Origin of the sequence: Streptomyces sp. NPDC050610 (assembly GCF_040654875.1) — a bacterium.
GTDB lineage: Bacteria > Actinomycetota > Actinomycetes > Streptomycetales > Streptomycetaceae > Streptomyces.
In genome coordinates this window covers 15,096-40,130 of sequence record NZ_JBFAIV010000038.1, presented here as the reverse complement: position 1 = coordinate 40,130, position 25,035 = coordinate 15,096, and the positions used below count along the sequence as shown (strand labels likewise).

General features: G+C 72.0%; 23 protein-coding genes. 9 read left to right on the top strand and 14 right to left on the bottom strand.

What is annotated here, in order from left to right:
- Positions 1-182: 182 nt before the first annotated feature.
- Complete coding sequence (locus tag AB0I22_RS33285) at positions 183-596, bottom strand: MerR family transcriptional regulator (protein ID WP_363134728.1); 414 nt, start codon at positions 594-596, stop codon at positions 183-185.
- A gap of 155 nt (positions 597-751) precedes the next feature.
- On the opposite strand from AB0I22_RS33285, the gene AB0I22_RS33280 reads away from it, so the two are divergent.
- A complete protein-coding gene (locus AB0I22_RS33280) occupies positions 752-1,828 on the top strand; it encodes an alkene reductase (RefSeq protein WP_363134727.1) in 1,077 nt (358 codons plus the stop codon).
- Positions 1,829-2,294: 466 nt separating this feature from the next.
- Positions 2,295-3,350 carry a S1 family peptidase gene (locus tag AB0I22_RS33275; RefSeq protein WP_363134726.1) on the top strand — a complete coding sequence of 352 codons (1,056 nt, stop codon included), beginning with the start codon at positions 2,295-2,297 and terminating at the stop codon, positions 3,348-3,350.
- A 339-nt stretch (positions 3,351-3,689) separates the two neighbouring features.
- On the opposite strand, the gene AB0I22_RS33270 is transcribed toward AB0I22_RS33275, so the two are convergent.
- Positions 3,690-4,124: a subtilase-type protease inhibitor gene (locus AB0I22_RS33270; RefSeq protein WP_363134725.1), complete on the bottom strand. Its 435-nt coding sequence runs from the start codon at positions 4,122-4,124 to the stop codon at positions 3,690-3,692.
- 656 nt (positions 4,125-4,780) lie between these two features.
- Positions 4,781-5,626: a hypothetical protein gene (locus AB0I22_RS33265; protein ID WP_363134724.1), complete on the bottom strand. Its 846-nt coding sequence runs from the start codon at positions 5,624-5,626 to the stop codon at positions 4,781-4,783.
- Between the two features lie 160 nt (positions 5,627-5,786).
- Here AB0I22_RS33265 and AB0I22_RS33260 point away from each other — a divergent pair, with 160 nt between their 5' ends.
- Positions 5,787-6,740, top strand: coding sequence for an aminoglycoside phosphotransferase family protein (locus AB0I22_RS33260; RefSeq protein WP_363134723.1), 954 nt, complete (start codon positions 5,787-5,789; stop codon positions 6,738-6,740).
- Positions 6,741-6,842: 102 nt separating this feature from the next.
- On the opposite strand, the gene AB0I22_RS33255 is transcribed toward AB0I22_RS33260, so the two are convergent.
- A complete protein-coding gene (locus AB0I22_RS33255; protein WP_363134722.1) occupies positions 6,843-8,057 on the bottom strand; it encodes an amidohydrolase family protein in 1,215 nt (404 codons plus the stop codon).
- A gap of 101 nt (positions 8,058-8,158) precedes the next feature.
- On the opposite strand from AB0I22_RS33255, the gene AB0I22_RS33250 reads away from it, so the two are divergent.
- Positions 8,159-8,617, top strand: a complete 459-nt coding sequence (locus AB0I22_RS33250) for a MarR family winged helix-turn-helix transcriptional regulator (RefSeq protein WP_363134721.1) — start codon at positions 8,159-8,161, stop codon at positions 8,615-8,617.
- Positions 8,618-8,704: 87 nt separating this feature from the next.
- Here the strand turns inward: AB0I22_RS33250 and AB0I22_RS33245 are convergent, their stop codons facing one another.
- Complete coding sequence (locus tag AB0I22_RS33245) at positions 8,705-8,905, bottom strand: DUF397 domain-containing protein (protein WP_363134720.1); 201 nt, start codon at positions 8,903-8,905, stop codon at positions 8,705-8,707.
- Entirely contained in the window at positions 8,895-9,737 is an 843-nt protein-coding gene (locus AB0I22_RS33240) for a helix-turn-helix transcriptional regulator (RefSeq protein WP_363134719.1), read from the bottom strand. The genes AB0I22_RS33245 and AB0I22_RS33240 overlap by 11 nt, the downstream gene beginning before the upstream one ends.
- Before the next feature lie 533 nt (positions 9,738-10,270).
- Between AB0I22_RS33240 and AB0I22_RS33235 the strand changes: the two genes are divergently transcribed.
- Entirely contained in the window at positions 10,271-10,516 is a 246-nt protein-coding gene (locus AB0I22_RS33235) for a hypothetical protein (RefSeq protein WP_363134718.1), read from the top strand.
- Positions 10,517-10,543: 27 nt separating this feature from the next.
- Here the strand turns inward: AB0I22_RS33235 and AB0I22_RS33230 are convergent, their stop codons facing one another.
- The 6 genes from AB0I22_RS33230 to AB0I22_RS33205 all read right to left on the bottom strand — a co-directional run bounded on the left by AB0I22_RS33230 (position 10,544) and on the right by AB0I22_RS33205 (position 17,073).
- Complete coding sequence (locus AB0I22_RS33230) at positions 10,544-10,753, bottom strand: DUF397 domain-containing protein (protein WP_363134717.1); 210 nt, start codon at positions 10,751-10,753, stop codon at positions 10,544-10,546.
- 136 nt (positions 10,754-10,889) lie between these two features.
- Positions 10,890-12,770: an ATP-binding cassette domain-containing protein gene (locus AB0I22_RS33225; RefSeq protein WP_363134716.1), complete on the bottom strand. Its 1,881-nt coding sequence runs from the start codon at positions 12,768-12,770 to the stop codon at positions 10,890-10,892.
- 76 nt (positions 12,771-12,846) lie between these two features.
- Entirely contained in the window at positions 12,847-14,334 is a 1,488-nt protein-coding gene (locus AB0I22_RS33220) for a hypothetical protein (protein ID WP_363134715.1), read from the bottom strand.
- Between the two features lie 609 nt (positions 14,335-14,943).
- A complete protein-coding gene (locus tag AB0I22_RS33215; protein WP_363134714.1) occupies positions 14,944-15,621 on the bottom strand; it encodes a restriction endonuclease in 678 nt (225 codons plus the stop codon).
- 805 nt (positions 15,622-16,426) lie between these two features.
- Positions 16,427-16,828 carry a PIN domain-containing protein gene (locus AB0I22_RS33210; RefSeq protein WP_363134713.1) on the bottom strand — a complete coding sequence of 134 codons (402 nt, stop codon included), beginning with the start codon at positions 16,826-16,828 and terminating at the stop codon, positions 16,427-16,429.
- Complete coding sequence (locus AB0I22_RS33205; RefSeq protein ID WP_363134712.1) at positions 16,825-17,073, bottom strand: type II toxin-antitoxin system CcdA family antitoxin; 249 nt, start codon at positions 17,071-17,073, stop codon at positions 16,825-16,827. The genes AB0I22_RS33210 and AB0I22_RS33205 overlap by 4 nt, the downstream gene beginning before the upstream one ends.
- 234 nt (positions 17,074-17,307) lie before the next feature.
- On the opposite strand from AB0I22_RS33205, the gene AB0I22_RS33200 reads away from it, so the two are divergent.
- Together AB0I22_RS33200 and AB0I22_RS33195 are read left to right on the top strand one after the other, a co-directional pair.
- A complete protein-coding gene (locus tag AB0I22_RS33200; RefSeq protein ID WP_363134711.1) occupies positions 17,308-17,664 on the top strand; it encodes a cupin in 357 nt (118 codons plus the stop codon).
- Positions 17,665-17,801: 137 nt separating this feature from the next.
- Positions 17,802-18,344, top strand: a complete 543-nt coding sequence (locus tag AB0I22_RS33195) for a DUF1707 domain-containing protein (protein ID WP_363134710.1) — start codon at positions 17,802-17,804, stop codon at positions 18,342-18,344.
- Between the two features lie 74 nt (positions 18,345-18,418).
- On the opposite strand, the gene AB0I22_RS33190 is transcribed toward AB0I22_RS33195, so the two are convergent.
- Entirely contained in the window at positions 18,419-18,607 is a 189-nt protein-coding gene (locus AB0I22_RS33190; protein WP_363134709.1) for a hypothetical protein, read from the bottom strand.
- A 52-nt stretch (positions 18,608-18,659) separates the two neighbouring features.
- Positions 18,660-19,712, bottom strand: a complete 1,053-nt coding sequence (locus AB0I22_RS33185) for a DUF3533 domain-containing protein (RefSeq protein WP_363134708.1) — start codon at positions 19,710-19,712, stop codon at positions 18,660-18,662.
- Between the two features lie 241 nt (positions 19,713-19,953).
- On the opposite strand from AB0I22_RS33185, the gene dnaE reads away from it, so the two are divergent.
- Both dnaE and AB0I22_RS33175 read left to right on the top strand, forming a co-directional pair.
- A complete protein-coding gene (gene dnaE, locus AB0I22_RS33180) occupies positions 19,954-23,538 on the top strand; it encodes a DNA polymerase III subunit alpha (protein ID WP_363134707.1) in 3,585 nt (1,194 codons plus the stop codon).
- A gap of 338 nt (positions 23,539-23,876) precedes the next feature.
- Positions 23,877-24,896, top strand: a complete 1,020-nt coding sequence (locus AB0I22_RS33175; protein ID WP_363134762.1) for a helix-hairpin-helix domain-containing protein — start codon at positions 23,877-23,879, stop codon at positions 24,894-24,896.
- The last annotated feature ends 139 nt before the right edge of the window (positions 24,897-25,035 follow it).

Below are 25,035 nucleotides of genomic sequence, written 5' to 3'. Positions count from 1 at the left end.
TCCCGTGGAACCGACGGCCGAATGATCCCCGGACAGCGCGGCCCAGGCGCCCGATCGAGCGGTACGCCCGGTCGGGCGCCGCGTGCACGGGCATCCCCACGGCTGCTCCGTACCAGCGCGATCCGTCCGTCGAGACCCTCGACTCAGCGGCATCGCCGTCCGGCGGCATCACGCCCGGAAGCTCAGTGGGAGCACCGAAATCCCGCGCCTTCCGCCACCGGCGCGGCACCCGCGTGCGTCAGCGTCTCCCGGTGGGTGCGGGCCACGTCCACCATGCGGTCGAGGGTGTCCCGGGCCCGCTGTAGGCCGTCGATCCGCGTGGTGAGCTTGTCGCGTTCGAGGGCCATCCGCTCCAGGGCCGCGTCGGAGTTGTGCGTGCTCGGCGATTCGGCGCACGGCATGAGGGCGGCGATGGTGCGGCTGGAGAGGTTGGCCGCGTACAGGCCCTGGATGTAGTGGACGCGGTCGACGTCGGCCTCCACGTAATGCCGGTGCCCGCCGCCGCTGCGGACGCTGGTGAGCAGCTGCTGCTCCTCGTAGTAGCGCAGTGATCGCACGCTGACTCCGGTACGTGCCGCAAGTTCGCCGATGCGCACGGTGCCCCCTTCGCCGGTCTCCGGCGGTGTGCATCCATGTGAGGGCTCTCACACGGTTTCGCGACGCCTTCGACTTGAATCTGACATCGGTGTCAGATTTTAGCGTGGTCCCGCGCCCCGAAAGATCGGGGCGCGGGTGCACGAAGGAGAAACCGATGCCGTCCCTGTTCAGCAGCTACCAGCTCGGCGGGCTGACCCTCCCCAACCGGACCGTCATGGCTCCGATGAGCCGCGTCCGGGCCGCCGCCGGCGGTCTGGCCACCCCCGAGATGGCGATCTACTACGCCCAGCGGGCCACGGCCGGTCTGATCGTCTCGGAGGGCGTCCAGCCCAGCCTCGTCGGGCAGTCCAACCCGGGCACGCCCGGTCTGGCCACCGACGCGCAGCGGGACTCCTGGCGGCAGGTGACCGATGCCGTGCACGTCAACGGCGGCCGCGTCTTCGCCCAGATCATGCACGGCGGCCGGGTCTCGCACCCGGACACCACGGGCTTCCAGCCGGTCGGCCCGTCGGCCGTGGCCGGCGAAGGCAATGTCTTCACCCCGAACGGTCCGCGGCCCATGCCCGTGCCCCGGGCCCTGGAGACCGACGAGGTGCCGGAGCACGCCCGTTCCTACGCGGACGCCGCCCGCCGCGCCGTCGACGCCGGCTTCGACGGGGTCGAACTGCACGGCGCCAACGGCTATCTGATCTCCCAGTTCCTGTCGTCCAACGCCAATCTGCGCGACGACCGGTACGGCGGCTCGGTCGCGGGCCGTATCCGGTTCGCGGTCGAGGCGGCCGCCGCCACCGTCGAGGCCGTGGGCGCCGACCGTACGGGCATCCGCCTGTCGCCCGGCGGCGGTATCTGGGACGCGTGGGAGAACGACGCCGTCGAGCTGAACACCGCCTTGCTGGCGGAGCTGGCCCATCTCGACCTGGCCTACGTGCACTTGGAGGCCACGGCGGACGACGACGTACTCCTCTCGCTGCGCAAGGCGTGGCCGGGCACCCTGATCGTCAACCCCACCATGCCCGGCGGCCCCCAGCAGACCGGACCGGCCGAGGCCGTCCGCTGGCTGGACAGGGGCGCCGACCTGATCAGCTTCGGCCGCGCCTTCCTCGCCAATCCCGACCTGGTCGAGCGCCTGCGCAACGGGCTGCCCATCGCCCCCGTCGACCAGGACACCTTCTATCAGGGCGGCGACGCCGGATACATCACCTACCCGACGTATCGGCACACGGCGGCCTGAGCGGGCGGCGGCGGTCCGCTTCCGTACGCGCGACGGGCGTCCGTACGGAGGCGGGACCGGTGGGTGCCCGGAACCCGGCAGACGCCCGAACGGAGCCGGCGCCCCCGCCCGTAATCCACTCGGCGTAACCGCCTCGCATTCCGGAAACGGAGGGGCGGTTACCGGACAGCTTTGCGCTTCACCCTGCGCTGACCAGCCATCAGCCCACCGTGTTCAGCACCTTGGCCGACGTGCGGGGAGTTACCTGTGCGACTCCTGTGACAGGGGCGCGCGAAACTCTGTTCGCGCGACTGGAAGTCGGTCTTGTGTACTCCCTCGCCACATCGGAATACTCGATGGCGCAACTTGGCATGGACGCGACTCCCGATCGGGGGCGGCGCCCATGTCGTACCCCCTCCGGGTCCGGGCATTACCCCACAGCCGGGCCCATCCCCCCACTGGAGGTCAAGAGTTGAAGCACCGTCGGATGCCCAAGCGGCGCGTAGCCCTCGCCGGAGCAGGCGTCGCCGTACTCGCGGCCGCGTCCCTCACCCTGCAGAGCGCCAACGCGGCGCCAGCACCCACCCCCGACTCACTGTCCGTCACGTCCGCCGGAAAGCTTGCGAGCAAGCTCTCCGCCGGCCTCAAGGGTGACGCGGCCGGTTCGTACTACGACGCCAAGGCCAAGAAGCTCGTCGTCAACGTCCTCAACCAGGCCGCCGCGGACAACGTCCGCAAGGCCGGGGCCGAGCCGAAGGTCGTCAAGCACTCGCTCGCCCAGCTGGACTCCGCCCGTCGGACGCTGAGCGCCGAGGCCGCCGTTCCCGGCACCGCCTGGGCCGCCGACCCGAGGACCAACCAGGTCGTCGTGACCGCCGACCGCACGGTCAAGGGCGCCAAGCTGGCGAAGGTCAACAAGGTCGTCTCTTCGCTCGGCGACAAGGCCGCGCTGAAGAGAAGCGCTGGTGAGTTCAAGCCGCTGATCGCGGGCGGCGACGCGATCTGGGGCAGCAGCGCGCGCTGCTCCCTCGGCTTCAACGTCACCAAGGGCGGCAAGCCGTACTTCCTGACCGCCGGCCACTGCGGCAACGCCGTCAAGAGCTGGTCCGACCAGCAGGGCGGCCAGGAGATCGCGACCACGGAGGCGTCGACCTTCCCCGGTCACGACTACTCCATCGCGAAGTACACCGGCCAGACGGACCACCCGAGCGAGGTGGACCTCTACGGCGGCACTCAGAAGATCAGTAAGGCCGCCGAGGCCACCGTGGGCGAGAAGGTCAAGCGCAGCGGCTCGACCACGCAGGTCCACGACGGCACGGTCAAGGCGCTCAACGCCACCGTGAACTACCAGGAGGGCCAGGTCGACGGCCTGATCCAGACCGACGTCTGCGCCGAGCCCGGCGACAGCGGCGGCGCCCTCTTCGACGGTGAGTCGGCGCTCGGCTTGACCTCGGGCGGCAGCGGCGACTGCTCCCAGGGCGGCGAGACCTTCTTCCAGCCGGTCCCGGAGGCGCTCAAGGAGTACGGGGCTGAGATCGGCTAGTCGGCTGGTCCACCGGCCATCGGCTGATCGACCGGCCCCCACCCGGTCCGCTTGACGCGGTCCCCGGGCAACCCCTCCAGGTTGCCCGGGGGCCGCACCGCGTACGGGCCCGGAGGCCGCGCGACCGCATGGCGTACGGACTCGGGGGCCGGGTCGCGTACGGGCCTCGGGCCGTGCCGCGTACGGACCTTGGGCCGCACCGCGGCGTACGGACCGTACGGGCCTCAGGTCCTGCCGCGTACGGACCTCAGCCCGCACCACGTACGGATCTCAGCCCGCACCGCGTACGGCCGGCGTCGCGGCGGCTCTCAGGGGCGGCGGCTCTCAGTAGCGGCGGCCTCAGAACTCGAAGACCGTGCTCAGCGCGTTCTCCTTGGTGCACGCGTTGGCGAAGGTGTGCTCGTACGAGACGCGGGCGCCGTCCCAGACGCCGTCCACGGTGACGACGACCGGGCTCCATACGTGCGGACACGCTCGGTTCGAGGCCGGTTCGGCCAGTACGTCGAACTTCCCGTCCGCCGCGCGCAGTTCGGCACAGGCGGCCGTCGCGGCCGGGTGCGTGCCGCTCGCGGTCGGGGCGCAGCTGAGCGTCACCGCGCGGCGGACCGTCGTGTTCGCGGCATGGTCGCCCTCGCCGACGGTGAGCACGAGCGCCGAGGGCGCGTAGAGGCTCTTGGGCTGTACGGGCGCGGCGTTGGCCATGGTCGACGCCCCGGCGAGGCCGGTGACGGCCAGCGCGGCGGCAAGAGCGATTCCCCCAGTGATGTACCGCATTTCGAACACTCCCTTGCTTGTAGGTGCAGATACCGGACGGGAGTCTGACCCAAGCGCACACCGAACGCACATCGTCCGATCACTTCCGGTCGCTGGTTGAACGCGTTCCGTAATGGCGCGAAGTCGCGTGACGGGGGTCTCAGAGCCGGAAGGTGAGGCGGGTCGCGGCGAGCTGACGCGCGATCATGTAACAGAGGCGCGAAGCGGCGCAGAAGCCTTCTGATCATTGCCTATGGTGCGCGGTATGCCTTAGTGGTTGAAGCATGACCCACGAAGTGCCTTTGGTTCCAATGGTCCGCAACGCGGCACCGGGCATCTGACGGCTCGGCCGAAAAGAGGCCCGGCGGACGGTCGCGGGACGGTTGCGGCGATGCGGGCCCGCGCCAGCAATGGCCGAAGTCCGCTCGGCGGACACAACCGCCGCGCCCCACCCGCCCCACTGGTGCGCCGCCCCGCGCGGGCTCTCCTCGGCCGCACCACCGCGCTGCCGCTCGTTCGGATATCGGTGCCGTGCGGCGGTTATTCGCGGCTCCGTGCGCCGGGGCTCGGGAGCGGCGGAAGCCGGCACCTCACCGTGAGATGCCGGCTTCCGTTACGTACGTTCGCGGGCCGCGAGCGTGATGGCCGAGGCCAGGCCCACAGGGCGGGAGAAGCGGTCAGGCGGCGGGGGTGTAGGTGATGACGGCGCAACTGTCGCCGCCCTTTGTGCCCTTGTCGCCGTTGTCGCGGCGGATGCCGCCTCGGCCGCCGTCGCCGCCCTTGCCCGTACCGGCCGGACAGGCGCCGGGGAGGCCGGCTCCGGCGTTGCCGTGTACGCCGCCCTTGCCGCCGCCGCCACCGTTGCCGTGGCGGCCCTCCGCTCCGTTGGCGCCCTTCCAGAATTCGCCGCCGGGCAGTCGCTTCCCTCGGGCGAAGCAGCCTCCTACGGCCCCGCCGTATCCGGGCTTGAGGTCCCCGCCGAGCCCGAGCCCGACCCCGGACTCGTACACGGTCCGGTGGTCGAGTGCGTAGTTGCCGCCCATCCCGCCCGCCGCACCGGCGGAGAACGCGTTGCCGGGCGAGGTGACGCGCACGGAGAACATGGCGTTGCCGCCCGGAGCTCCCTTCTCCAACGCGTTCGTGTCCTTGTAGCGCTGGGTGGCTCTTCCGCCCGCGCCTCCGCGCCGGACGTCGATGGTGAGCTTCGTGCCGGGCTGGATGGCCACCGTGCAGACGACTCGCGCACCGCCCCCGCCGCCGGAGCCGCCCCGGGTCCCGTTGGTGCCCGGCGCCGTGCCTCCGCCTCCTCCTCCGCCGCCCGCGCCGACGAACTCGAACTTCATCGACCGGACACCCTTGGGCACCGTGAACTGGTGCTTGCCCGGCTTGCTGTACGTCGTGGTCACCGGCTTCGCGGCGCTCGCCTTGGGGGTGGCCGCGGCCGGCCCGGAGACTACGGACCCGGCGGCGAGCACGCACACGGCGGCGGCGAGCACGGAACGGGGTGATCGAGGAAACGTCATGCCGGCCAGCCAACCCCCGCCGCCCCGGCCGGAAGGGCGGTGACACAAGGACCGTACGAAGTACGCCCGTAACGGCGGTACGAAAGCACCCGAAAAGCCACCCTCACCCCCGGTGAAAACGCCTTTGCGCGTGCCGTCGTCCGGGTGATGGGGTGGCGCTATGACCAATCACGATGAGGCGGCGACCGTACGGCCGTTGACGATGGCCTGGGTGAACCGGCACCTGGCGGCCGGCGAACGGGTCGTCGCGACCGAGGCGCTGCACGGCGGCATCACCGCCGAAGTGCGGCGGCTGACCATCGGCACGCGGGACGGGGGCGCCAGGGACCTGGTGCTGCGGACCTTCGTCGGCATGGAGCACGCCGAGGACTGGCTGAACAGGGAGTCCGGCGCCCTGTCCCTGCTCGCGGGGTCCGACGTGACGGCTCCCGGACTGGTCGCGGTCGACCCGACCGCCGCGCACTGCGAGTACCCGTCGCTCCTGATGACGCATCTACCGGGGCGGACGGTCCTCGCCGACGAGGGGCTGGAGGCGCGCGTCCCCGCGCTGGCCCGTCAACTCGTGGCGATCCACGCGGTGCGACCCGCCGAACGGCCCCGGGAGTACGTGGCGTTGACGACCGCCGAGACCGTCGTGACCCCGAAGGGCGCCGACACGGCGGCATGGGCCGCGGCGATCGACGTGATCCGCAAGCCCGTGCCGCCCTACGAAGGGCGGTTCCTGCACCGGGACTTCCAGCCCGGCAACGTGCTCTTCGACGTGGCGCCCGCGGCCCCGGCAGACGCCCGGATCACCGGCGTCGTCGACTGGGCGGGGGCCGCCTGGGGCCCGGCGGACCTCGATGTGGCGCACTGCTCCGCCATCCTCGCGCTGCTGCACGGCCCGGCGTGGGGCCTGCGGTTCGCCGAGGCGTACGAGGAGGCCGGCGGGGCCTTGGCCGCGACCGCGGGCGAGCGGCTGTACTGGCTGGTGCGGGACGCGCTGGCGTCCTCGGAAGAGGTGGGGGTGATAGCGCGGTCATGGCGGGAGTCGGGGCGGACGGAGCTGACGGCGCGAGCCGTGGAGCAGCGGCTGGACGCCTACGTCACCGCCCTGATGGACGCGCTGGGCTGAGCGGCCCGAGCGGGTCGCGGCAGGGGCCCGGCGGTACGGGCGGGTCGTACGTTCACCGGCCGGGCACGCCCCGCCCCGCGCCCGTACGGCACGGGGCCGCGGTCAGCTCGCCAGACGCGTGCCGCGGCGCCAGATGGCGCGGGTGTTGAGGGTGTCGCCGATGGTGGCGGTCGGGTCGCCGTCGACGAGCAGGAGGTCCGCGCGGAGCCCCTCCGCGATGCGGCCCCGGTCGCCGAGGTTGAAGCGCCGGGCCGTGGTCGCCGTCGCCGCGCGCAGGGCCCGCTCGGGCGTGAAGCCGGCGGCCACGAGGTACTGCAACTCGTGATGCAGGCTGGCCCCGTGCGCCAGGCCCCCGAAGAACGTCTCCGGCACGGAGACATCGGTGCCGGCCAGTACGTCCACGCCCGCCGCGTCCAGCGCGCGCACGGTGTCGTACACGTCGTCCAACTTGCCCTGCGGGTAGCGGTCGAAGCTGGAACGCAGGGTCTCGTCCCATTTGCTGTCGAGGCGCGAAGCGACACGGGGGTCGTCGGCGAGTTCGCTGCCCGTGATCCCCATCAGCGACGCGTTGAGACTGATGCAGGGCACCACGAACATGCCCGCGTCCTTGATGAGTTCGATGATCTCGGCCGTGTGCGGCTGGTCCATGAACACGTGCACGACACCGTCGATGCCCGCTTCGACGGCCATCCTGGTGGCCTCCACGGTCAGCGCGTGGGCCACGGTCAGGGCCCCGTACTTCTTGGCCTCCGCCACACCGGCGTTCACCGTGGCCTGGTCGAGCATCGGCAGTCCGGGGTGCCCCTCCACGCTCCCGTCGTCGATCATGAACTTGATGAAGTCGGACCCGCGCGCCAGCAGCTGCGGAACGTACGCCGCCGCCTCCTCCGGCGTGGTGGAGAACGGCATCAACGGCTTGACCGGCGGAAGGTCGAAGTTCGGCCGGTACCCCTCAGGCATCAGCTCGCTCGGGTGGCCTCCCGGCGGCGTGATGCCGAACCCGGCGGAGCGCACGTCCGCCACCGTGTCGTCCTCCGTGACGGCTCCCCGGTTCTCCCGGGTGTTCATCCCCTGCATCTCCAGCTCGGTCGTCACGCCGAACCGCAGCGCGAGGGCCAGGGAACCCGGGAACGAGTGCACGTGAGCGTCGATGAGCCCCGGCAGCAGCGTCGCCCCGCTGCCGTCCACGGTCACGCAGCCGTCAGGAACCTCCCCGCCGACGCGGACGATCCGCGCGCCGTCGATGACCACGGTCTGCACGCCGAGCGCCTTCTCCCCGTCGAAGACCCGCGCCCCGGTGATCGCGGTGAGTGCCATAGCGGCCCACCTCACTTCCTTGCTCGTTCACATTTACATACCTGATGCTATGTACTTGCTTATGGGTATGCAACTGTACAGCGCTGGCTAGGATGAGGCCCATGAGCAGCGCGTCTTCCCCCGGCCAGCCATCCGACGACGACGATCCGGTGCTGGACCAGATCGGCCCGGCACTGTCCCGCCTGCGCCGCCGCGCACCCGCCTCGAACAAAGACCTCTCCCGCAACCTCGTCCTCAACGTCATCGCCGACGCCGCGGACGAAATGACGGTCGGCGGCCTCGCCGCCGAGATGGGCGTCGTCCAGCCGGTGGCCAGCCGCACCGTCGCCGCCTGTATCGCCGACGGACTCCTGCGCCGCGTGGCCTCCCAGGCCGACGGACGCCGCACCGTCCTCGAACTCACCAAACCCGGTGAAGCCGAACGCCACCGATTCGCCGCCGAGCAGCGAGCGGCCTTCGAGGAGATCACCGCCGCCTGGACGCAAGAGGAACGCGTCCAGTTCGCCCGCCTCCTCGTCCGCTACGGCCTCGACGCCGCGGCGTGGTCACGCGGGCGGTAGGCCGGGGTCGGGCCGGGGCCCGGACCGGCGAAAGCCGGCACCGCGTGATGCGGTGCCGGCTTTCGTGTGCGTACGCGCTGGCGGCGCTCAGACGTCGCTACGGGCCGCGAAGGCGATGAACGAGGCCCACGCGGTGGGGGAGACGGTGAGGACGGGGCCGCTCGGGACCTTGCTGTCACGGACAGGTACGACGCCGCGCGTTGCCACGGTGGCCGGTGCCCACTCGATGCAGTTGCCGCCTTCGCCGCCGCTGTGGCTTGACTTGTACCACGCGTGCTCACTGATCATGCTTCTTGTGCTCCTCAAGTGCCGCTTTGACCCAGGCGAGAGAGTCTGCTTGTGGAAGTGCGGTAGCCCTCACCAGATCGTATGACCTTCGGCAGGCTGCCACCTCTCCCGCCGTGTCGAGCACGCTGCCAGAGTGGGGGCCCTCTGTATAGGCGATCTGGGCGCCGTCCTCCAGCGTCATGATCCGAAGTTGTCCGGTCTTGAGTGCATGCATCCCGATGTCTTGCGGCAGCAGCTGCAAGACAATCTTTCGCCCCTCAATCAGCTCGACGATGTGCTCAAGTTGGCTGGCCATGATGCCTGCGGGTAGGCGTGTGTGCAGCAGTGCTTCTTCGAGAATGATCCAGACTTCCGGGCCGCCCTGAGCGGTGAGGATCTCAGCGCGTTCCAATCGGGCGTCGACCAACTGCTGGATCTTCTCGGGCGGATGGTACGGCCACACGGCCTTGAATACCTCACGGGCGTAGTCCGCTGTCTGTAGCAGCCCAGGGACCAGGCTGGGGGAATACTCCTCGATCCGCTGTGCCGACTTCTCCATCTCGGCCACCCAAGCGAAGAAGTCGGGTATCGCGCCGGTTGACTTCTTGGCCAGTTCGAATAGGCGCACGAAGTGTCCGTCTGTGTCGAATACTTGGTCCAAGCGGACCGACAGCTCCTGCGTCGGCGGTCGTACGCCTCGCTCTAGGCGGCTGACGTAGTCCTCCGAGACGTTGATCTCCTTGCCGAGCCTGCTCTGGAGCCAACCCCTTTTCTCGCGCAGGCGTTTGACCTCGGTATGCCAGAAGCTCCGGGGGTCGTTCGCCCCGTCCAGTTCTTCGGTCTTCTCGGGCATGTGTGCCTCCCCGGCCGGACAATGCCGTTGTCCGGCTGTCACTGCTAGTGATCGTACGACCACGGGGCCAAGGTGGTATCGGGAAACCGGCAGGAAGGTGCGCGACGTGATCGAACAGGCCCCCGGGCCCCCATCCCCAGGGGACGACCTTGAAGCGCTGTGCGAACTCATTCGCACAGGCGGCTTCTGGCGATTGGCTCCTGATTGGGTGCCACGTCAATACGCGGAGCCCACAAGGGAATTGACCGAACGGGTACGGCACGGACTGAGGCGAATGATCGCATGAAGAGCACAGCGCGGGCGCTCCTGGCCCGAATGATCGCGGAGAGGGGGACCGATGGGGCGCTCCTCGTTTCCACGGTGCCCCCGAATCACCTGGACGAGTCGGACGAGGGGCCGGAACTTCCGCCCGGCTCCCTCGTCTTCCCCCGGTGCGAATGCCCTCAGCACCGTGCCGGTCTCGGCGTACCGGACACGGCGGTTCGGCTGGCCGTCAAGGACGTTTCCGGCGAGAGCGGCCGAGGGGAGGCGTCATGAAGCGCGCTTCCCGGTATGCGGCGTGGACGTTCGAGCGGGACCCCGAAGCGCGCCCGGAGTACAGCGCCGAATGCGTCGCTGTTGAGGTGAAGGGCTGTGGGGAGATGATCCGTTCCGGGGGTCCGGAATGGATCGAGGAGTGGATGCGCCGTCATACGCAGACCACTGGTCACACCAGTTACCGCCGGGCCGTCGATGATTACGTGACGCTGGAACCGTTCGTCACGCGGCCCGAGGTCTGACACGCCTTTGCCACGGGAGCCGGTGCCTCACGATGAGGTGCCGGCTCCCGCACGTACGAAGGCGATGAACGAGATCCACGCGGTGGGGGAGACGGTGAGGGCCGGGCCGTACAGGACCTTGCTGTCACGAACGAGAACGAAGGCCCGCGTCGCCGCACCGGGCGGTGCCCATTCGACGCACTGGCCACCTTCGCCGCCGCTGTAGCTCGACTTATGCCAGATCTGTTCATTGAGCATGTTTTTCACGCTCCTCAGAATGTCCTGGACAACCTCTCCGGCGTATTCAACGCTACCGCCGCGCCCCTTCCGCAGCCGAGCGATCTCCGGGAGGACCCCCCGTATGCGAGCGGTTTTCCATGCCGCGCTGCCCGCCTCACCGGTCCTGGGCGAGTTTGTACAGCTCGGCGAAGAGGCGGCCGGAGTCGAGCAGGGAGTCGAATGTGCCGGTTTCGACGATGCGGCCGTGGTCGAGGACGATGATGCGGTCGGCGATGCGGGCGTTGTCGAGGTTGTGGGTGACGAAGACGGCCGCTCTGCCGGCCGCGAGTTCTTTGAAGCGGCGGATGACCTGGTGCTCGGCGCGGGGGTCCATGGCGCTGGTGGGTTCGTCGAGCAGCAGCAGGTCGGCGTCGCGGTAGAACGCGCGGGCTACGGCCACGCGTTGCCATTGGCCGCCGGAGAGGTCGACGCCGCCCCAGTTGGAGCTGGCGACCAGGGTGTCCAGGCCGTACGGGGCGGCGGCGATGACGCTGTCCGCGCCTGCTGCCTTCGCCGCCGCGAGCAGCAGCGAGTCGTCTTCGGTGCGGGGCTGTCCGAGGTGGATGTTGGCGCGCAGGTCCATCGGCCAGCGGGTGAAGCGCTGCGGTACGAGTCCGACTCGTTGGCACACGCTGTGCAGGTCGGCCTGGGCCAGGTCGACTCCGTCCCAGCGCACCTGGCCCTCGTCGGCGAGGTACAGCCCGGTCAGCAGCTTGACCAGGGTGGATTTCCCGCAGCCGTTCTCCCCGACGAGCGCCACCAGTTCGCCGCGGCGCAGGGTGAGGCTGACGCCGTCGAGTGCGGGGTGGTCGCGGCCTGGGTAGCGGTAGCTGACGTCGCGTACTTCGATGAGGCCGGGGGAGCCCGGGGGGATGGGTGTCTGGCCGCGTACCGCGCGCAAGCTGTGGGCGGTACGCAGGTAGGACTGCCAGTCGTCCAGGTAGAGGCTGGTGCGGAAGAGGCGGGCGGCGGCCATGACCATGGCCGTGAGCGCGCTGGTGGAGGCTTGGACGGCGACCACGGCCGTGGCGGCGATGGCGGCTTCCATGCGGCCGGTGGCGGCGAGCCAGCCCAGGACGCCCCAGCACAGGGCGAGCATCAGGCCGCTGATGGCGGAACCGGCCAGCGTCACCCGCAGGACGTGCGGCGCGGCGGCGCGGTGGTGGGCGCTGATTCGGCCGGTGACTTGGCGGTACCAGCCGCTCAGGAAGCCGGACATGGTGCCGACCCGTACTTCGGCGGCGCTGCGTTCTTCGGTGCTGTAGTAGCGCAGCAGGTAGCGCAGCCGGTTGTCGGCGAAGCAGCGGTGCTCGGCGCGGTGGGCGATCCGTGCGGCGACCACGGCTGCGCCGCCCCGCGGCAGCACAGCCAGCACGAGCAGCGGCAGCAGCAACGGGTGCAGGACCGCCAGGACGCTTGCTGCCGCCGCCAGTTGGGCGAGGGCGGCGGTGGCGGCCTGTGCGTCGGCGATGAGGGTCTCGGTGGCCTCGGCCCCCTTTCCCGCTGCGTGGAGGCGTTCGGCGAAGCCGGGCCGGTCGTAGGCGGCCAGCTCAACTGCCGGGGTGACAGCGAGAATCTGCTGGTCGGCGGCGGTCGTCACCTCCGGGGCCAGCCGGGCGACAGCGTACTGAGCGCCTGCGGCTCCACCCGCGCCGACGACGAGCGCCGCCCCCAGGCCGGTGAGGGAGGGGACGGCGGCGTGCAGCCGGGCAGCGATGTCTCCGGCGGCGAGCACATGACCCATCACCGTGGGAGTGACGGCCAGAGCGGCGGCCGAGGCGCTGCCCAACGCCACCTGACAGGCCATCAGCCACAGGACGGCGGGGCGGTCGGCGTCCCATCCCAGGCGCGCGGCGGTGGCCAGGGTGCGCGGCAGGCGCGCGGCCATCTGGCCCAGGCTCGCCTGGCTGAAGTCGTCGAGGCGTGGATCGTGCTCGGCATCGAGTGTCTGCTGCGCGGCCCCGGCGGGTCCGGGGGCGGGTGGGGTGGTGGTCACTCAGCTCATGATGGTGCGGCGCCCGGGGCAGGCAGAGCCGAATGCGCCGAAGCCACCCGTGTGGTGCGGCGCGCGGCTACAGTGCCCGCAGGGTCAGCTCGACCGCCGTCACCAGGTAGAGGACCGTACGGTACGGCGCGGCTTCCTCGGGCCCGGCCGCCGCTCGTTCGACCGCCTCGGCGAAGGGCTGCGGGGCGAGGTAGCCCTGCTCGATCAGGTGCAGGTCCTCGCCCCAGCCGCGGAGCAGCGGTACCGCGTGCCGGTGGACCGCCTCGTTCATCAGACGGCCGAAATTCTCCCGAAGCGGCGGGAACACCACGTCCTCGGGAAGGCCGAGGCAGGCCAGTCGGTGGCGCAGTATCAGCTTGTCGCGCTTCCACTCGGCGGGGAGCCGCTCGCCGAACCGCACCATGTCCGGATCGGTGAACGGCGCGAGGGCCCACAGTCCTTGGCGGGCCAGCAGCGGCGTGGCCACGCTCAGGGCGTCCAGGGCGGTCTCCGGGGCCACGGTGGGCGGCGCGGTGCCCGTCACCCGGGCCTCGCCGATGAGGTCGCGCACGTGCGGCCCGCACCACGGCGGCAGCGGCGGAGCAGCGGTATCAACGGTGTCCCCGGGCCTGGAGTCGAAGACTTCGTCGCCGCCGAAGCCGGTGACCACGGTGGTGATGCCGCGCTCCGCGAGGCGGCCGGCAAGTGTGTGGGCGGCTTCCACATACGGCTCCTCCATTGGGCTGATGCGATCGGCCGCCAGGCGGCGCCGGCCGTCCGGGTGCAGCGGCAGGTGCTGGGCCGCCGCCACCACACAGTCGGCGCCGAAGGCGAAGGGGGAGCTGTCGATGATGGCGCGGCGGCGCATGGACTGCTGGGCGCCGGCCGGGCCGTCGATGAGCAGTGCGCACGGGGTGACGCTCCCCGGAAAGGCGGCAGCCAGCGTGAGGGCCAGATTGGTGGAGTCCATGCCCCCGGAGAGATGGGCGGCCACGAGGCCGCCGGCCAGGGGGCGGCGGGACAAGACGTGGGCGGCCAGCGCCTCGAAGCCCGCCACCACGTCTGCCCCCGCGGTGATCCTGGTCGGCAGCGCATGCGCGGCCGGGGGCGGGTAGAGCAGGCTCAGCCCGTCCTCGCGGAAATGGGCCGTCGACCGCTCGGACAGCCGCCGCACCCGTGCGAACAGCGTGGCGTGGCCGTAGCCCACGGTGCCCGTCAGCAGTCGGGTCAGTTCCCACTCGTCCAAGCCGCCCGGTGACAGCAGGGTCCGTAGGTCCATCAGCTCCCAGGAACCGAACAGGTGCCGCCCGTCGCCGTCCGCCGCCAGGTAGAGGGGGCACACCCCGCCCAGGCCGGTCTCGATACGGACGCCGCCTGGGGCGGTCTCGATCCACACGGCCTGCAACGGCCGGCGCCGGCACTCCCGCACCACCTGCGCGTAGACGTGCCGATCAACCCGGACCGGGCCCAGGTCGCGCGGTGATGACGGCTGTCCCGCGGCGGCCCGCTCGCGCACCACCAGCAGCGTGGCACAGCCGTCGGTCACGGACAGCGCCTCCAGTGCCGAGTGCGCCATGGGCTCCACCCAGTCCTGGCCCCTGCGCCACCGGCCCCGGTCCCACCCCCACGGCTCCAGCCCTGAACTTCCCTGGGTCAATGAGCACTTGAGCATCCGTGTCTCCAGGCGAGTACGGCCCCGGGGCCCGCGCGATACGCGCGGACCCCGGGGCGCTGGGTACAGCGACAAGGAGCCGAGTCAGTCCTCGGTGTACCCCTGGTCGGAGACCCCGCGGGGCTTACGGTGAGCGGCCCATGTCTCATCCGGGACGACGAGTACCTCCGGGCCGTCGAACACGCTCTCCCACACTGGTGCGGTCTGTTCGCGCAACTTCGCCTCCCGGCTCGGATCGAGCAGATGCCCGTACCATCCCGCACAGCCGACCGGCAGGGAAGCGGGGCACCACGCCCGTACGGGCCCGTGTGCGGCAAGCGGGTCCCCTGCTTGACCCGGCACGGTGTCATCCGCGAGTCCAGCGCCCAGTACCGCCATGCAGTCGGGCCACGTACTTGTGCGCGGCGCACAAGCATGGACCCCGTGCAGGCGGCGCGCGAGCCGGTCGGCCCCGCTGGGAGAGAGCTCCCGACGGGGGCTGCCGCACATGCCGCCCGACGAAACTCCGGCTGTTCAGCGCCCCAGCGGCGGCTTCCGCGGGGGTGGTATCGACGGGAGGATCTCCCACAGCGGGCGCGCCCCGAGGGCCCATTGCTCCAGTAGCGGGCGGTCGACCAGGTGCAGCCGCTGCTCCCGGGCGAACGCCTGGGCAGGCCGCGAGATACGACCGTTGGTCACCATCACGACGACATCGCCCTTGTGCACCGGCCGGCCTGTGCCGTTGAGGGTCTGCAGTGCCGGTGTGCCGACCGCTGACCCGTCGAGCCCCGCCTTGCGGTGTTTGCACTGGAGCACCCACAAGCGACCGAGGGGATCGTGGCCCTTCACATCGGCGCCGAGATCGCCCCGGCCGCCGCAGCGCAGCGCGTCCCGGGAACCGTCCCGGGCGAGCAGATCGCGTATGGCGTCCTCGAATGTGGTGTGGTGCATCGCGTCGAGCTGGCCGAGCGAATAACTCAGACCCTGGCTGCGCAGTTGCGCTGACCTCATCCGGCCAATGCCCCGGTAGATCCAGCCCACGAGCATGAGGAGCACCACCAGGCCGAGTACGACCAGAACCCACCAGTTCACCAGCGCCCATTGGGCGACCTTGACCAGCAGCAACCCGATGGCGACGAGAACGCCGAGGACGACGGGCAGTTCGTTGCCCTTACCCGGGCCGCTGCGACGCCGCCGGCGGCGCGGGCTCACTGCCCGGCCCCCGCAGCCATGTCACGGCACTGCCGCAGCCGTGCGATGCCGGTGTGCCACACGCTGACGAATCTCCAGTTCCCAGGCACTGTTCCCCCTTGTCCGCGGCCTCTCGCGTTCGTCGCCGCCTTCATGACAGCACCCGCCACCGACAGTCGCACCGACATCGCGATCACCGGGCCGAAAATTGCCGTCCGATCCATAACGTCCGTATGTGATGGGAGAGTTGGCCGCCCTGAATTGTCAGTGGCGACCGATACCGTCGAATTGTCGCGCCGAGGAACACCCGGCCCCGCCTGGGGTGCTCGCCCGCCCCCGTCTTCACCAGCGAGGTTCTGTGACCTACGTTCGCCCCCACATCCGCAGCGACGGAACGCCCGTCAAGGGCCACTACCGCCGTCGGCGTCCCCGCATCGCCACCGCGCCGACGGCGCCCCGAAGCACCGCACCGCGCCGTGCTCCCGCGCCGCGCCCCCGCCCGGTCCCCACCGGCCCCACGACCTATGTAGCCCCCTACTACCGGGCGGACGGCACCCGCGTACGCGGCCACCGCCGGTCTGTCAGTCCCCGTACCGTCGCCGTGGCGGCGGGCGGCGGGGGTGGGGTCATCCTGCTGGTCCTTGTGCTGCTGACGCTGGTCAGCGGGCCCGGCGACAGTGTTAAGCCCCCGGCAAGGACAACGCCGTCGCAGTCCGCATCGGCGCCGGTCGGCCCCGGCTAGCCTCGACGTGCACCACGGAGGCCCCCGCCATTTCTGACGGGGGCCTGCCGCTCGACGCGATCGTGCTCTGGGCGGGCCGGCGGGTCAGAGGGAGATGGTGCGGACCTGGTCGCCGCAGAGCTTGGTCATGTCGTCGCCGTAGGACGTCAGGAGGGCGACCGGTTTCGGCTGGCGCAGGGCGAGCTCGGCGACCGTGGCGTCGATGGCGTACTTGTGCCCGTGCAGTCCAGCGCTCTTGAGGAGCTCCGCCGCCGCTTTCGCCGCTTGTTCGGTGACCGGTTCTACCTTGATCCGGGATAGGGCACAGTTCAGGCGAGGCACGTCGGTACGGGAGTGGCTGACCTCCACGATGGTGTTCGCCCCGATCACCAGCTCGGCTCCCATGTCGTGGAAGACCTGCAACATCGCGAGGAACTTGCGGTCCTGTGCGATCCAGGCGGAGAGCCCTTCCGAGTCCAGGACGACGGTCTCGACGTGCTCGCTCACGCGGTGTCCACGTCCTTGGCGGAGCCGGCGGTGCCGAAGATCTTCGCGCGGGCCTCGGCGAGCTCCTGGTCGCTGAAGCGTCCGTGTTCTTCCTCGTGTCGGCGAAGGCCCTCGCCCAGAAGCTGGTGCCGGATCTGGCGGGCCACGGCTTCCGCCACGTAGCCGGAGACGTTGTCCGTGAGCTTGCGGAGCTCCGCCACCTGATCGCTGGGGAGCGTGACGGTGATGCGAGTCGTGGAGGACATGCGGCGAGCATATTGGGGCATGCACGGGCGGGCTCGGCTTGGCCCTCGTGCCCTCATGCGCCGCTCTGCGTAGGGCATCAGGGTGACTTTCCCCTGGGGCCGGCGGGCATGTGGTCGGCGGCGTTGGATGCGGCTGCCGGGTCGCCGTTCGGCTCAATGAGACCGCCTCGGCGAGGGAGCGGGAGTTACGGTGGTCGCGTAGCGCTACTCGTCATCTGTCACTGGGAGACTCCGATGGAGGATCTGAATTCCCTGGCCGACGAGCACTTGGCCAGGGCGCGGGCCGCCGAGCACGGGCGCAGCGCTCATCTGGTCCTGCACGACGGCCCGTTGCGGCAGAGCGTCATCGCGCTGGTCTCCGGCGCGGCTCTGGACGAGCACAGCGCGCCGCCCTCCGGGAGTCTCCAGGTGCTGCGCGGCCGGGTGCGGCTGACGGCGGGTTCCGGGGACCGGGAGCTGGCGGCCGGTGCGCTGCACGGCATCCGGCAGGAGCGGCACGGGCTGGTGGCGCTGGAGGACGCGGTGGTGCTGCTGACAGCGATCACGGCCGTCGGATGGCCCCCGGACGACAAGAGCGTCACGGTCGCCTAGCGCCCGCCGCCTCTTGGCCGGTACGCGTCTCTCGGCGGGGCGGGGCATCCGGCGGGGGAGCCGGTATCCGGCGCGGTGGACGCCGCGGCCGCGGCCTTGGCGTGTTCGCGTCGCCGGTACGGCAGTAGAGTGAAAAGGTGACCATACCGTCGGCCGGTCGGCCGCCACTGATCAGCGAAGATGACCGCGACACGGCCGTACGGCGCCTCCAAGAGGCGTACGGCGAAGGGCACATCTCGCACGAGGAGCTCGAAACCCGCCTCCACCAGGTGCTCACCGCCACGACGCACAGCGAGTTCGCGTCGGCTCTGCACTCGCTCCCGGAGGAGGACGCGGGCACCACGTCCACGATCGCCGCGGCGGGCGGACGGATCAAGCGGCGCGGCGCATGGCGGGTGCCTCGGACCCTCAAGGTCGTGTCCGCGTTCGGGAAGGTGCGGCTGGACCTGTCCCGGGCGGTCTTCGAGCATCCGGCAGCCGACATCGAGCTTCAACTCGGCACGGGCAAGGCCGCTATCACGGTGCCCCGCGACGCGGTCGTCGATGTCGAGGGGCTGCACACCGGGTGGAAGGACCTGCTGTACAAGCCCCGGCAGCCGTCCCGCCCCGGCGGGCCGACGATCCGGATCACCGGGGCCATGGGGTTCGGGCGGTTGAAGATCCGCCACGCGCGGCGCTGAGCCCGCGTCAGGACGGCCGCCGGGCGTTCGCCGGGCGGCCGGTTCCTGTCGGCCCGTAGATTCGGCCCGTGGACTCAGCAGGCCACGACGGCCACGACGGCTGCGCCGCCGCCGGGCATCGCCGGCGCGGTGCGCGCCCACCTCGTGCAGTAGCAGCCCAGGCCGTAGAACAGTACGGCGAGCGGCAGGAAGACGAGCGGGGTCAGCTTGGCGTCCTGGACCGCGCTTCCCACCAGCGCGACCACGAGCGCGCCCAGGCCCACCGCGAAGGCGGTGGCCGGCGCCGCCGCAGCGCCAGGGCCACCGCCGCTCCCGTCAGCGCGGCGGCTTCGCCGCGATCGCCCCGTCCGACGGCTTCTTGAACGCGGAGAACAGCAGCGTGACCACGGACCCCGCCACCGCCCAGGCCGAGAGCACCAGCAGCGGTCCCGTCACCGCGTTGCCCCGGAAGTACGCGATGGAGCGCGCCGTCCAGGTGCCCGCGCCCGGTGGCAGGGCGGGGCCGATGGCGCGCCAGAAGCCCGGCAGCAGCGGGTAGGGGTACGCGCCGCCCGCGCTCGGGTTGCCCAGGACGACGACGACCGCGATGGCGAGGCCGATGCCGACGATGCCCGCCAGCCCCTGGAACGCCAGCGTGGTGGCGCCGACCGCGAAGACGACGAGGGCGCCCAGGCCCCACAGTCCGAGGACGGGGCCGGGCAGCGCTTCGAGGATCGGGCCCATGATGACCGCGCCGCCGATTCCGGAGGCGATCGAGTAGAGCGCGAGGGTGCCGAGCCGGATGACCGCGCGCTGCGGGTTGGCGGGCCGGGCCCCGGCGCTGATCGCGAGGATCGCGGCGCACAGATAGCCGCCCACGCACCACCCGACCACCAGGTAGAACGAGGACAGCCCGCGGGCGTCGCCCTTGGCGACCGGCGCGATGTCCTGGGTCTTCACGGTGCGCTGCTGGGACTTCTCGGCGGCGGTGACGACCTTTTCGACGGCCTGGGAGAGCGAGGCGCCGCCGCCGCTCGCGACGAGCAGCCGGTCGGTGCTGCCGCGCGGGTCGACGATCAGGGCCGCGTCGATGTCCCGCTCGCGGATCTGCTGTACGGCCTTGGCCTCGCCGGCGGCGGCGCGCGGGTCCAGGGGGTCGCCCGGCAGTTTGCCGAGCTTGGCCATCAGCTGCCCGCGGGCCTGTTCCGGGGCGACGACGGCGAGCGCGATGTTCTTGGGCTTGGGGCTGTGGAAGGCCCCCACGTAGGAGGCGATGAACGCGAACTGGAGCGCCAGTACGCCGATCACCAGCAGGGCGGCGCGGGTGCTGACCGCGTTCCTGACCTCCCGGGCGAAGGAAGGGCGGGTGCCGGGGTCTGTGGTGGCCATGGGCCGCTCCTCGCCGTGGTGGGTGGGGTTTCTGCCCCCATATGGTGCGCATAAAAGCGGGCATTCCGCAGTGCGAACGAGGCGAAGCGGTGAGATGAGATCCGCTCGTACGGATGAGGTCTGTTCGTACGAGTGTTCGACGTAGGGGTTATGGTGAAGGAGGGAGACAGGGAGTGTCAGGACGGTCAGGGGGTGGGGCTTCACGAGTTTCGGGTTTCGGGTTTTCGAGTGGGAGGTGCGGATGTCGGCTCTTCCGGTTCCCCCTGGCTTCACGCATCTGCACACCGCCTCCGGGTTCTCGATGCGGTACGGCGCGGTGCACCCGGAGCGGCTCGCCGAGCGCGCCGCCGAGCGGGGCATGGACGCGATCGCGCTGACCGACCGGGACAGCCTCGCCGGGGCCGTACGGTTCGCGAAGGCGAGCGCACGGGCCGGGGTGCGGCCGGTCTTCGGCGCCGACCTGGCCGTACGGGAACGGATCGAGCCCCAGGGCCGCCACGGCACGGTGCGGCGGCGCGCGCCCGTACGGGGCGGCGCGTTCATCGACGAGTCGACGCCCCGCGCGGTCTTCCTCGCCCGCGACGGCGCGGCCGGCTGGGCCACCCTGTGCGGACTGGTCTCGGCCGCCCACGCGGACACGGTCCGTACGGGCGGCCCCGGCGCGGACCCGCTCGGCACGGCCCCCATCCGCCCCGACCCCGCCCGGCGGCCCCGGCTCCTCTGGGAGGACCTGGAGAACAGCGCCGCCGGGACGCTCGCCCCGCTGACCGTGCTGCTCGGCCCCGACTCCGAGATCGGCCGCGCGCTCGCCGCCGGCCGGCCCGACCGCGCCGCCCGGCTGCTGGCCCCCTGGCGCGACCTCTTCGGCGATGCCCTGCGGCTGGCCGCCGTATGGCACGGCCGGCAGGGCACCGGACCGGGCTCGCTGCGGCTCGCCGCCCGCACCGTCGGCTTCGCGGCCGACCAGGGCGTACGGGCCGTGCTGACCAACTCCACCCGCTACGCCGACCCCGGACAGGGCCCGGTCGCCGACGTCCTGGACTCGGCGCGGCGACTGGTGCCGATCGACCCGCGCAGACCCGAACTCCTCGACAGCGGCGAGCGCTGGCTCAAGGACGCCCGGGACATGGCGGCCGTCGCCGAGAAGATCACCGAGGCCGCCGGGCAGGGGCGGGGCGCCGCGCGGCGGCTGCTGGCCGAGACCGGCCGCACCGCCGCCGAATGCGCGGTCGACCCCGAGGACCACCTGGGGATCGGCCACGTCCACTTCCCCGAACCGCACCTCGTCGGCGCGGAGCGGCGCACCGCCGCCCGCGTGCTGCGCTCGCGGTGCGCGGCGGGCCTCGTGCTGCGCCGGTACGACCGCGACCGCCGGTACTGGGACCGGCTCTCCGACGAACTGCGCGTCATCGAACACCACGGCTTCGCTTCGTACTTCCTCACCGTCGCCCAGGTCGTCGACGACACCCGCGCGCTCGGCGTCCGCGTCGCCGCGCGCGGCTCGGGCGCCGGATCGCTCGTCAACCACCTGCTGGGCATCGCGCACGCGGACCCCGTCGAACAGGGGCTCCTGATGGAGCGCTTCCTCTCCGTCCGGCGGGCCGTGCTGCCCGACATCGACATCGACGTCGAGTCCGCCCGGCGCCTCGACGTCTACCGCGCGATATTCGACCGCTTCGGCGCGGAGCGGGTGGCGACCGTCGCCATGCCCGAGACCTACCGGGTGCGCCACGCCGTACGGGACGTGGGCGCGGCGCTGGGCATGGACCCCGCCCTCACCGACCGGCTCGCCAAGTCCTTCCCGCACATCCGGGCCAGGGACGCCCGCACCGCGCTGGCGGAACTGCCGGAGCTGCGCGGCGTGGACCCCGACGGCACGAAGCACGGGCGGCTGTGGGAGCTGGTGGAGGCGCTGGACGCGCTGCCGCGCGGCGTCGCCATGCACCCGTGCGGGGTGCTGCTCTCGGACGCCACGCTGCGCGCCCGTACGCCCACCGTGCCCACCAGCGGCGAGGGGTTCCCGATGGCGCAGTTCGACAAGGACGACGTCGAGGACCTCGGGCTGCTCAAGCTCGACGTGCTGGGCGTGCGGATGCAGTCGGCGATGGCGCACGCGGTGGGGGAGATCGAGCGGGCCACGGGGGAGCGGGTGGACCTCGACGACCCGGCGCGGGTGGCGCCCGGCGACCCCAGGACGTACGAGCTGATCCGGACCGCCGAGACGCTCGGCTGCTTCCAGATCGAGTCGCCCGGCCAGCGGGACCTGGTGGGGCGGCTCCAGCCCTCGACTTTTCACGACCTCGTGGTCGACATATCGCTTTTCCGGCCGGGCCCGGTCGCCGCCGACATGGTGCGCCCCTTCATCGAGGCCCGGCACGGCCGGTCGCCGGTCCGCTACCCGCACCCGGACCTGGAGAGACCGCTGCGCGACACATACGGCGTGGTCGTCTTCCACGAGCAGATCATCGAGATCCTGGCGATCATGACCGGCTGCGACCGGTCGCTGGCCGACGAGGGGCGGCGCGCGCTGTCCGACCCCGAGCGGCAGGGGCGGGTACGGGCCTGGTTCGAGCGGGAGACCGCCCGGCGGGGGTACGCGCCGGAGACCGTCCGGCGCACCTGGGGGATCGTCGAGGCGTTCGGCAGCTACGGCTTCTGCAAGGCGCACGCCGTCGCCTTCGCGGTGCCGACCTATCAGTCGGCCTGGCTCAAGGCGCACTACCCGGCGGCCTTCTACGCCGGGCTGCTCACGCACGACCCGGGGATGTACCCGAAGCGGCTGCTGCTCGCGGACGCGCGGCGGCGAGGGGTGCCGATCCTGCCGCTGGACGTGAACCGGTCGGCGGCCGCCTATGGAATCGAACTGGTGTCTGGTTCGGAAGGTTCGAAAGGCGGACCGGACGGCGTCTTCGGGGTGCGGCTGGCCCTCGGCGACGTGCACGGCATCAGCGAGGCGGCCACCGACCGGATCGCGGCCGGCCGCCCGTACGCCTCGCTCCAGGACCTGTGGCGGCGCGCCCGCCCCGGCCGCCCCGTCGCCGAACGGCTCGCCCAGGTCGGCGCGTTGGACGCCTTCGGGCCCAACCGCCGCGACCTGCTGCTGCACATCGCCGAACTCCACCGCGGACAGCGCGGCACCGACCCCCGGGAACGCCAGCTCCCGCTCGACGGCGGCACGCTCTCCGAACCCGTGGGCCTGCCCGACCTCGACGCGGACGAACGGCTCGGCGCGGAGCTGGGCGTCCTCGGCATGGACGCCTCCCGCCATCTCATGGACGACCACCGGGAGTTCCTGGCCGAACTGGGCGCCGTGCCCGCGAAACGGCTGCGCGACGCCCGGCACGGCGAGACCGTACTGGTCGCCGGGGCCAAGGCCGCCACCCAGACCCCGCCGATCCGCTCGGGCCGGCGCGTCATCTTCACCACCCTCGACGACGGCACCGGCCTGGTCGACTGCGCCTTCTTCGACGACAGCCACGCCGCGTGCGCGCACACCGTCTTCCACTCCTGGCTGCTGCTCGTACGCGGCGTGGTCCAGCGCCGCGGCCCCCGCAGCCTCAGCGTCGTCGGCGCCGCGGCCTGGAACCTCGCCGACCTCACCGCGCTGCGCCGGGAAGGGGGGCTGGAGGCGGTCACCGCGCTGCTCGCGGCCGAGCCGGGGGAGTCCGCCGCCTCCGGAGCCGATTCCGCCGCCTCGGAGACCGACCGCCGCATCCAGCTCCCCACCGGGTACGAGCTGCACCCCTGGGCCGACCTCCAGCCGGCCGGCGACCGCGCCGCCACGGGCCGCAAGCTGTGGCACGCGAGCCCGGGGAGCGCGGGATGACGGGCCGCGCGGCGGCGGATGAGGCCCGTACGGGCGTGTCGCGTACGGGCGCGTCCCGTACGGGTGCGGGCGGGCTGACGTACCGGGGGATCTGGGGCGAGCTGGCCGCGCGCCCGAGGGCGGGCGGCGACGAGCCGGGGCCGAGGGGGGAACGGCCGGACGAGCGGTCAGCTGAGCGCCCGGATGAGTGTCCGGATGAACGGTCGGATGAATGGCCTGATGACCGGACGGCGGAGCGGGCGGACGGGGGCGGGCGGTTCGGGCCCGGCTTCGGGTCCGGGGCCGGGCCCGGCGGCTCCGTATCGCCCGCTGCCGCCGACGAATCCGCGCCGCACGTCCTGTACGTGCACTTCCACCGCCGCGCGCCCGAGCCGGCCGCCCAGCCCGCGGGCCCCGGCGGCCGGCCCGTCGCCCTCGGCGAGGGGACCTACGGCGGGCTGCTCGCGATGCTCGCGGAGTTCTCCCCCGTGGTCGAGGCGCTGCCGCCGGACGCCGCGCTCGTCGACGTACGGGGCGCCCGGCGGTACTTCGGGCGGGACGCCGCCGGGCTCGCCGACCTCATCCGGCTCCGGGCGCTGGCGCTGCACGGGGTCGACTGCACGGTCGGGGCGGCCGCGAACCCGATGCTGGCGCGGATGGCCGCGCAGGACGGCCCGCCCGGCGCGGTGCGCACGCTGGCCGGCGACCCGGTCGAGGTCGCGGCCTTCCTCGCCCGGAAACCCGCCGCCGCGCTGCACGGAGTGGGGCCCGCCACCGCCCGCACCCTGTGCACGTACGGGCTCGACAGCGTCGGCCGGATCGCGGCCGCGCCGCTCTCCGCCCTCCAGCGAATCCTGGGCGCGAGCACCGGCCGCCGGATCCACGAGCGGGCGCGCGGCCTCGACCCGACGCCCGTCACGCCGAACGCGCCCGCCCGCTCGCTCGCCGCCGAACACCGCTTCGGCGGCGACGAGCTGGACCCCGGCCGCAGGCGCCGCGCGCTGCTCACGCTCGCCGACGGGCTCGGCTCCCAGCTGCGTACGAGCGGGCAGACCGCCCGCGGCCTCGCGCTGACCGTGCGCTACGCGGACGGCTCCTCGACCGTACGGACCAGGGCCTTCGAGGAGCCGACCGCGCACACCCCGGCGCTGACCGCCGCCGCGTACGCGCTGCACGCGGCGCTCGGGCTGGAACGGGCCCGGGTGCGGGCGGTGGCGCTGCGGGCGGAGGACCTGCGGGACGCCGACCGGACCGCGCGCCAGCTGACGTTCGACCCCGCCGACGACAAGGCGCGCCGCGCCTGGGCGGCCGTGGACCGGGCGCGGGCCCGGTTCGGCGCGGCGGCGGTCGGGCCCGCCGCGCTCCTGGACGTGGCGTGAGGGCTCCGTGCCTCTTTCTTCACCGGCGCACGGCTGGTCACCTTCCCTACTCGTGAGTACTTTGACGTGCACTCGGCAATTCTGTGGTCCGGACCGCAGCGTGAACGGCTGACGCAACCTCCCACCACCTGCGAGGAGT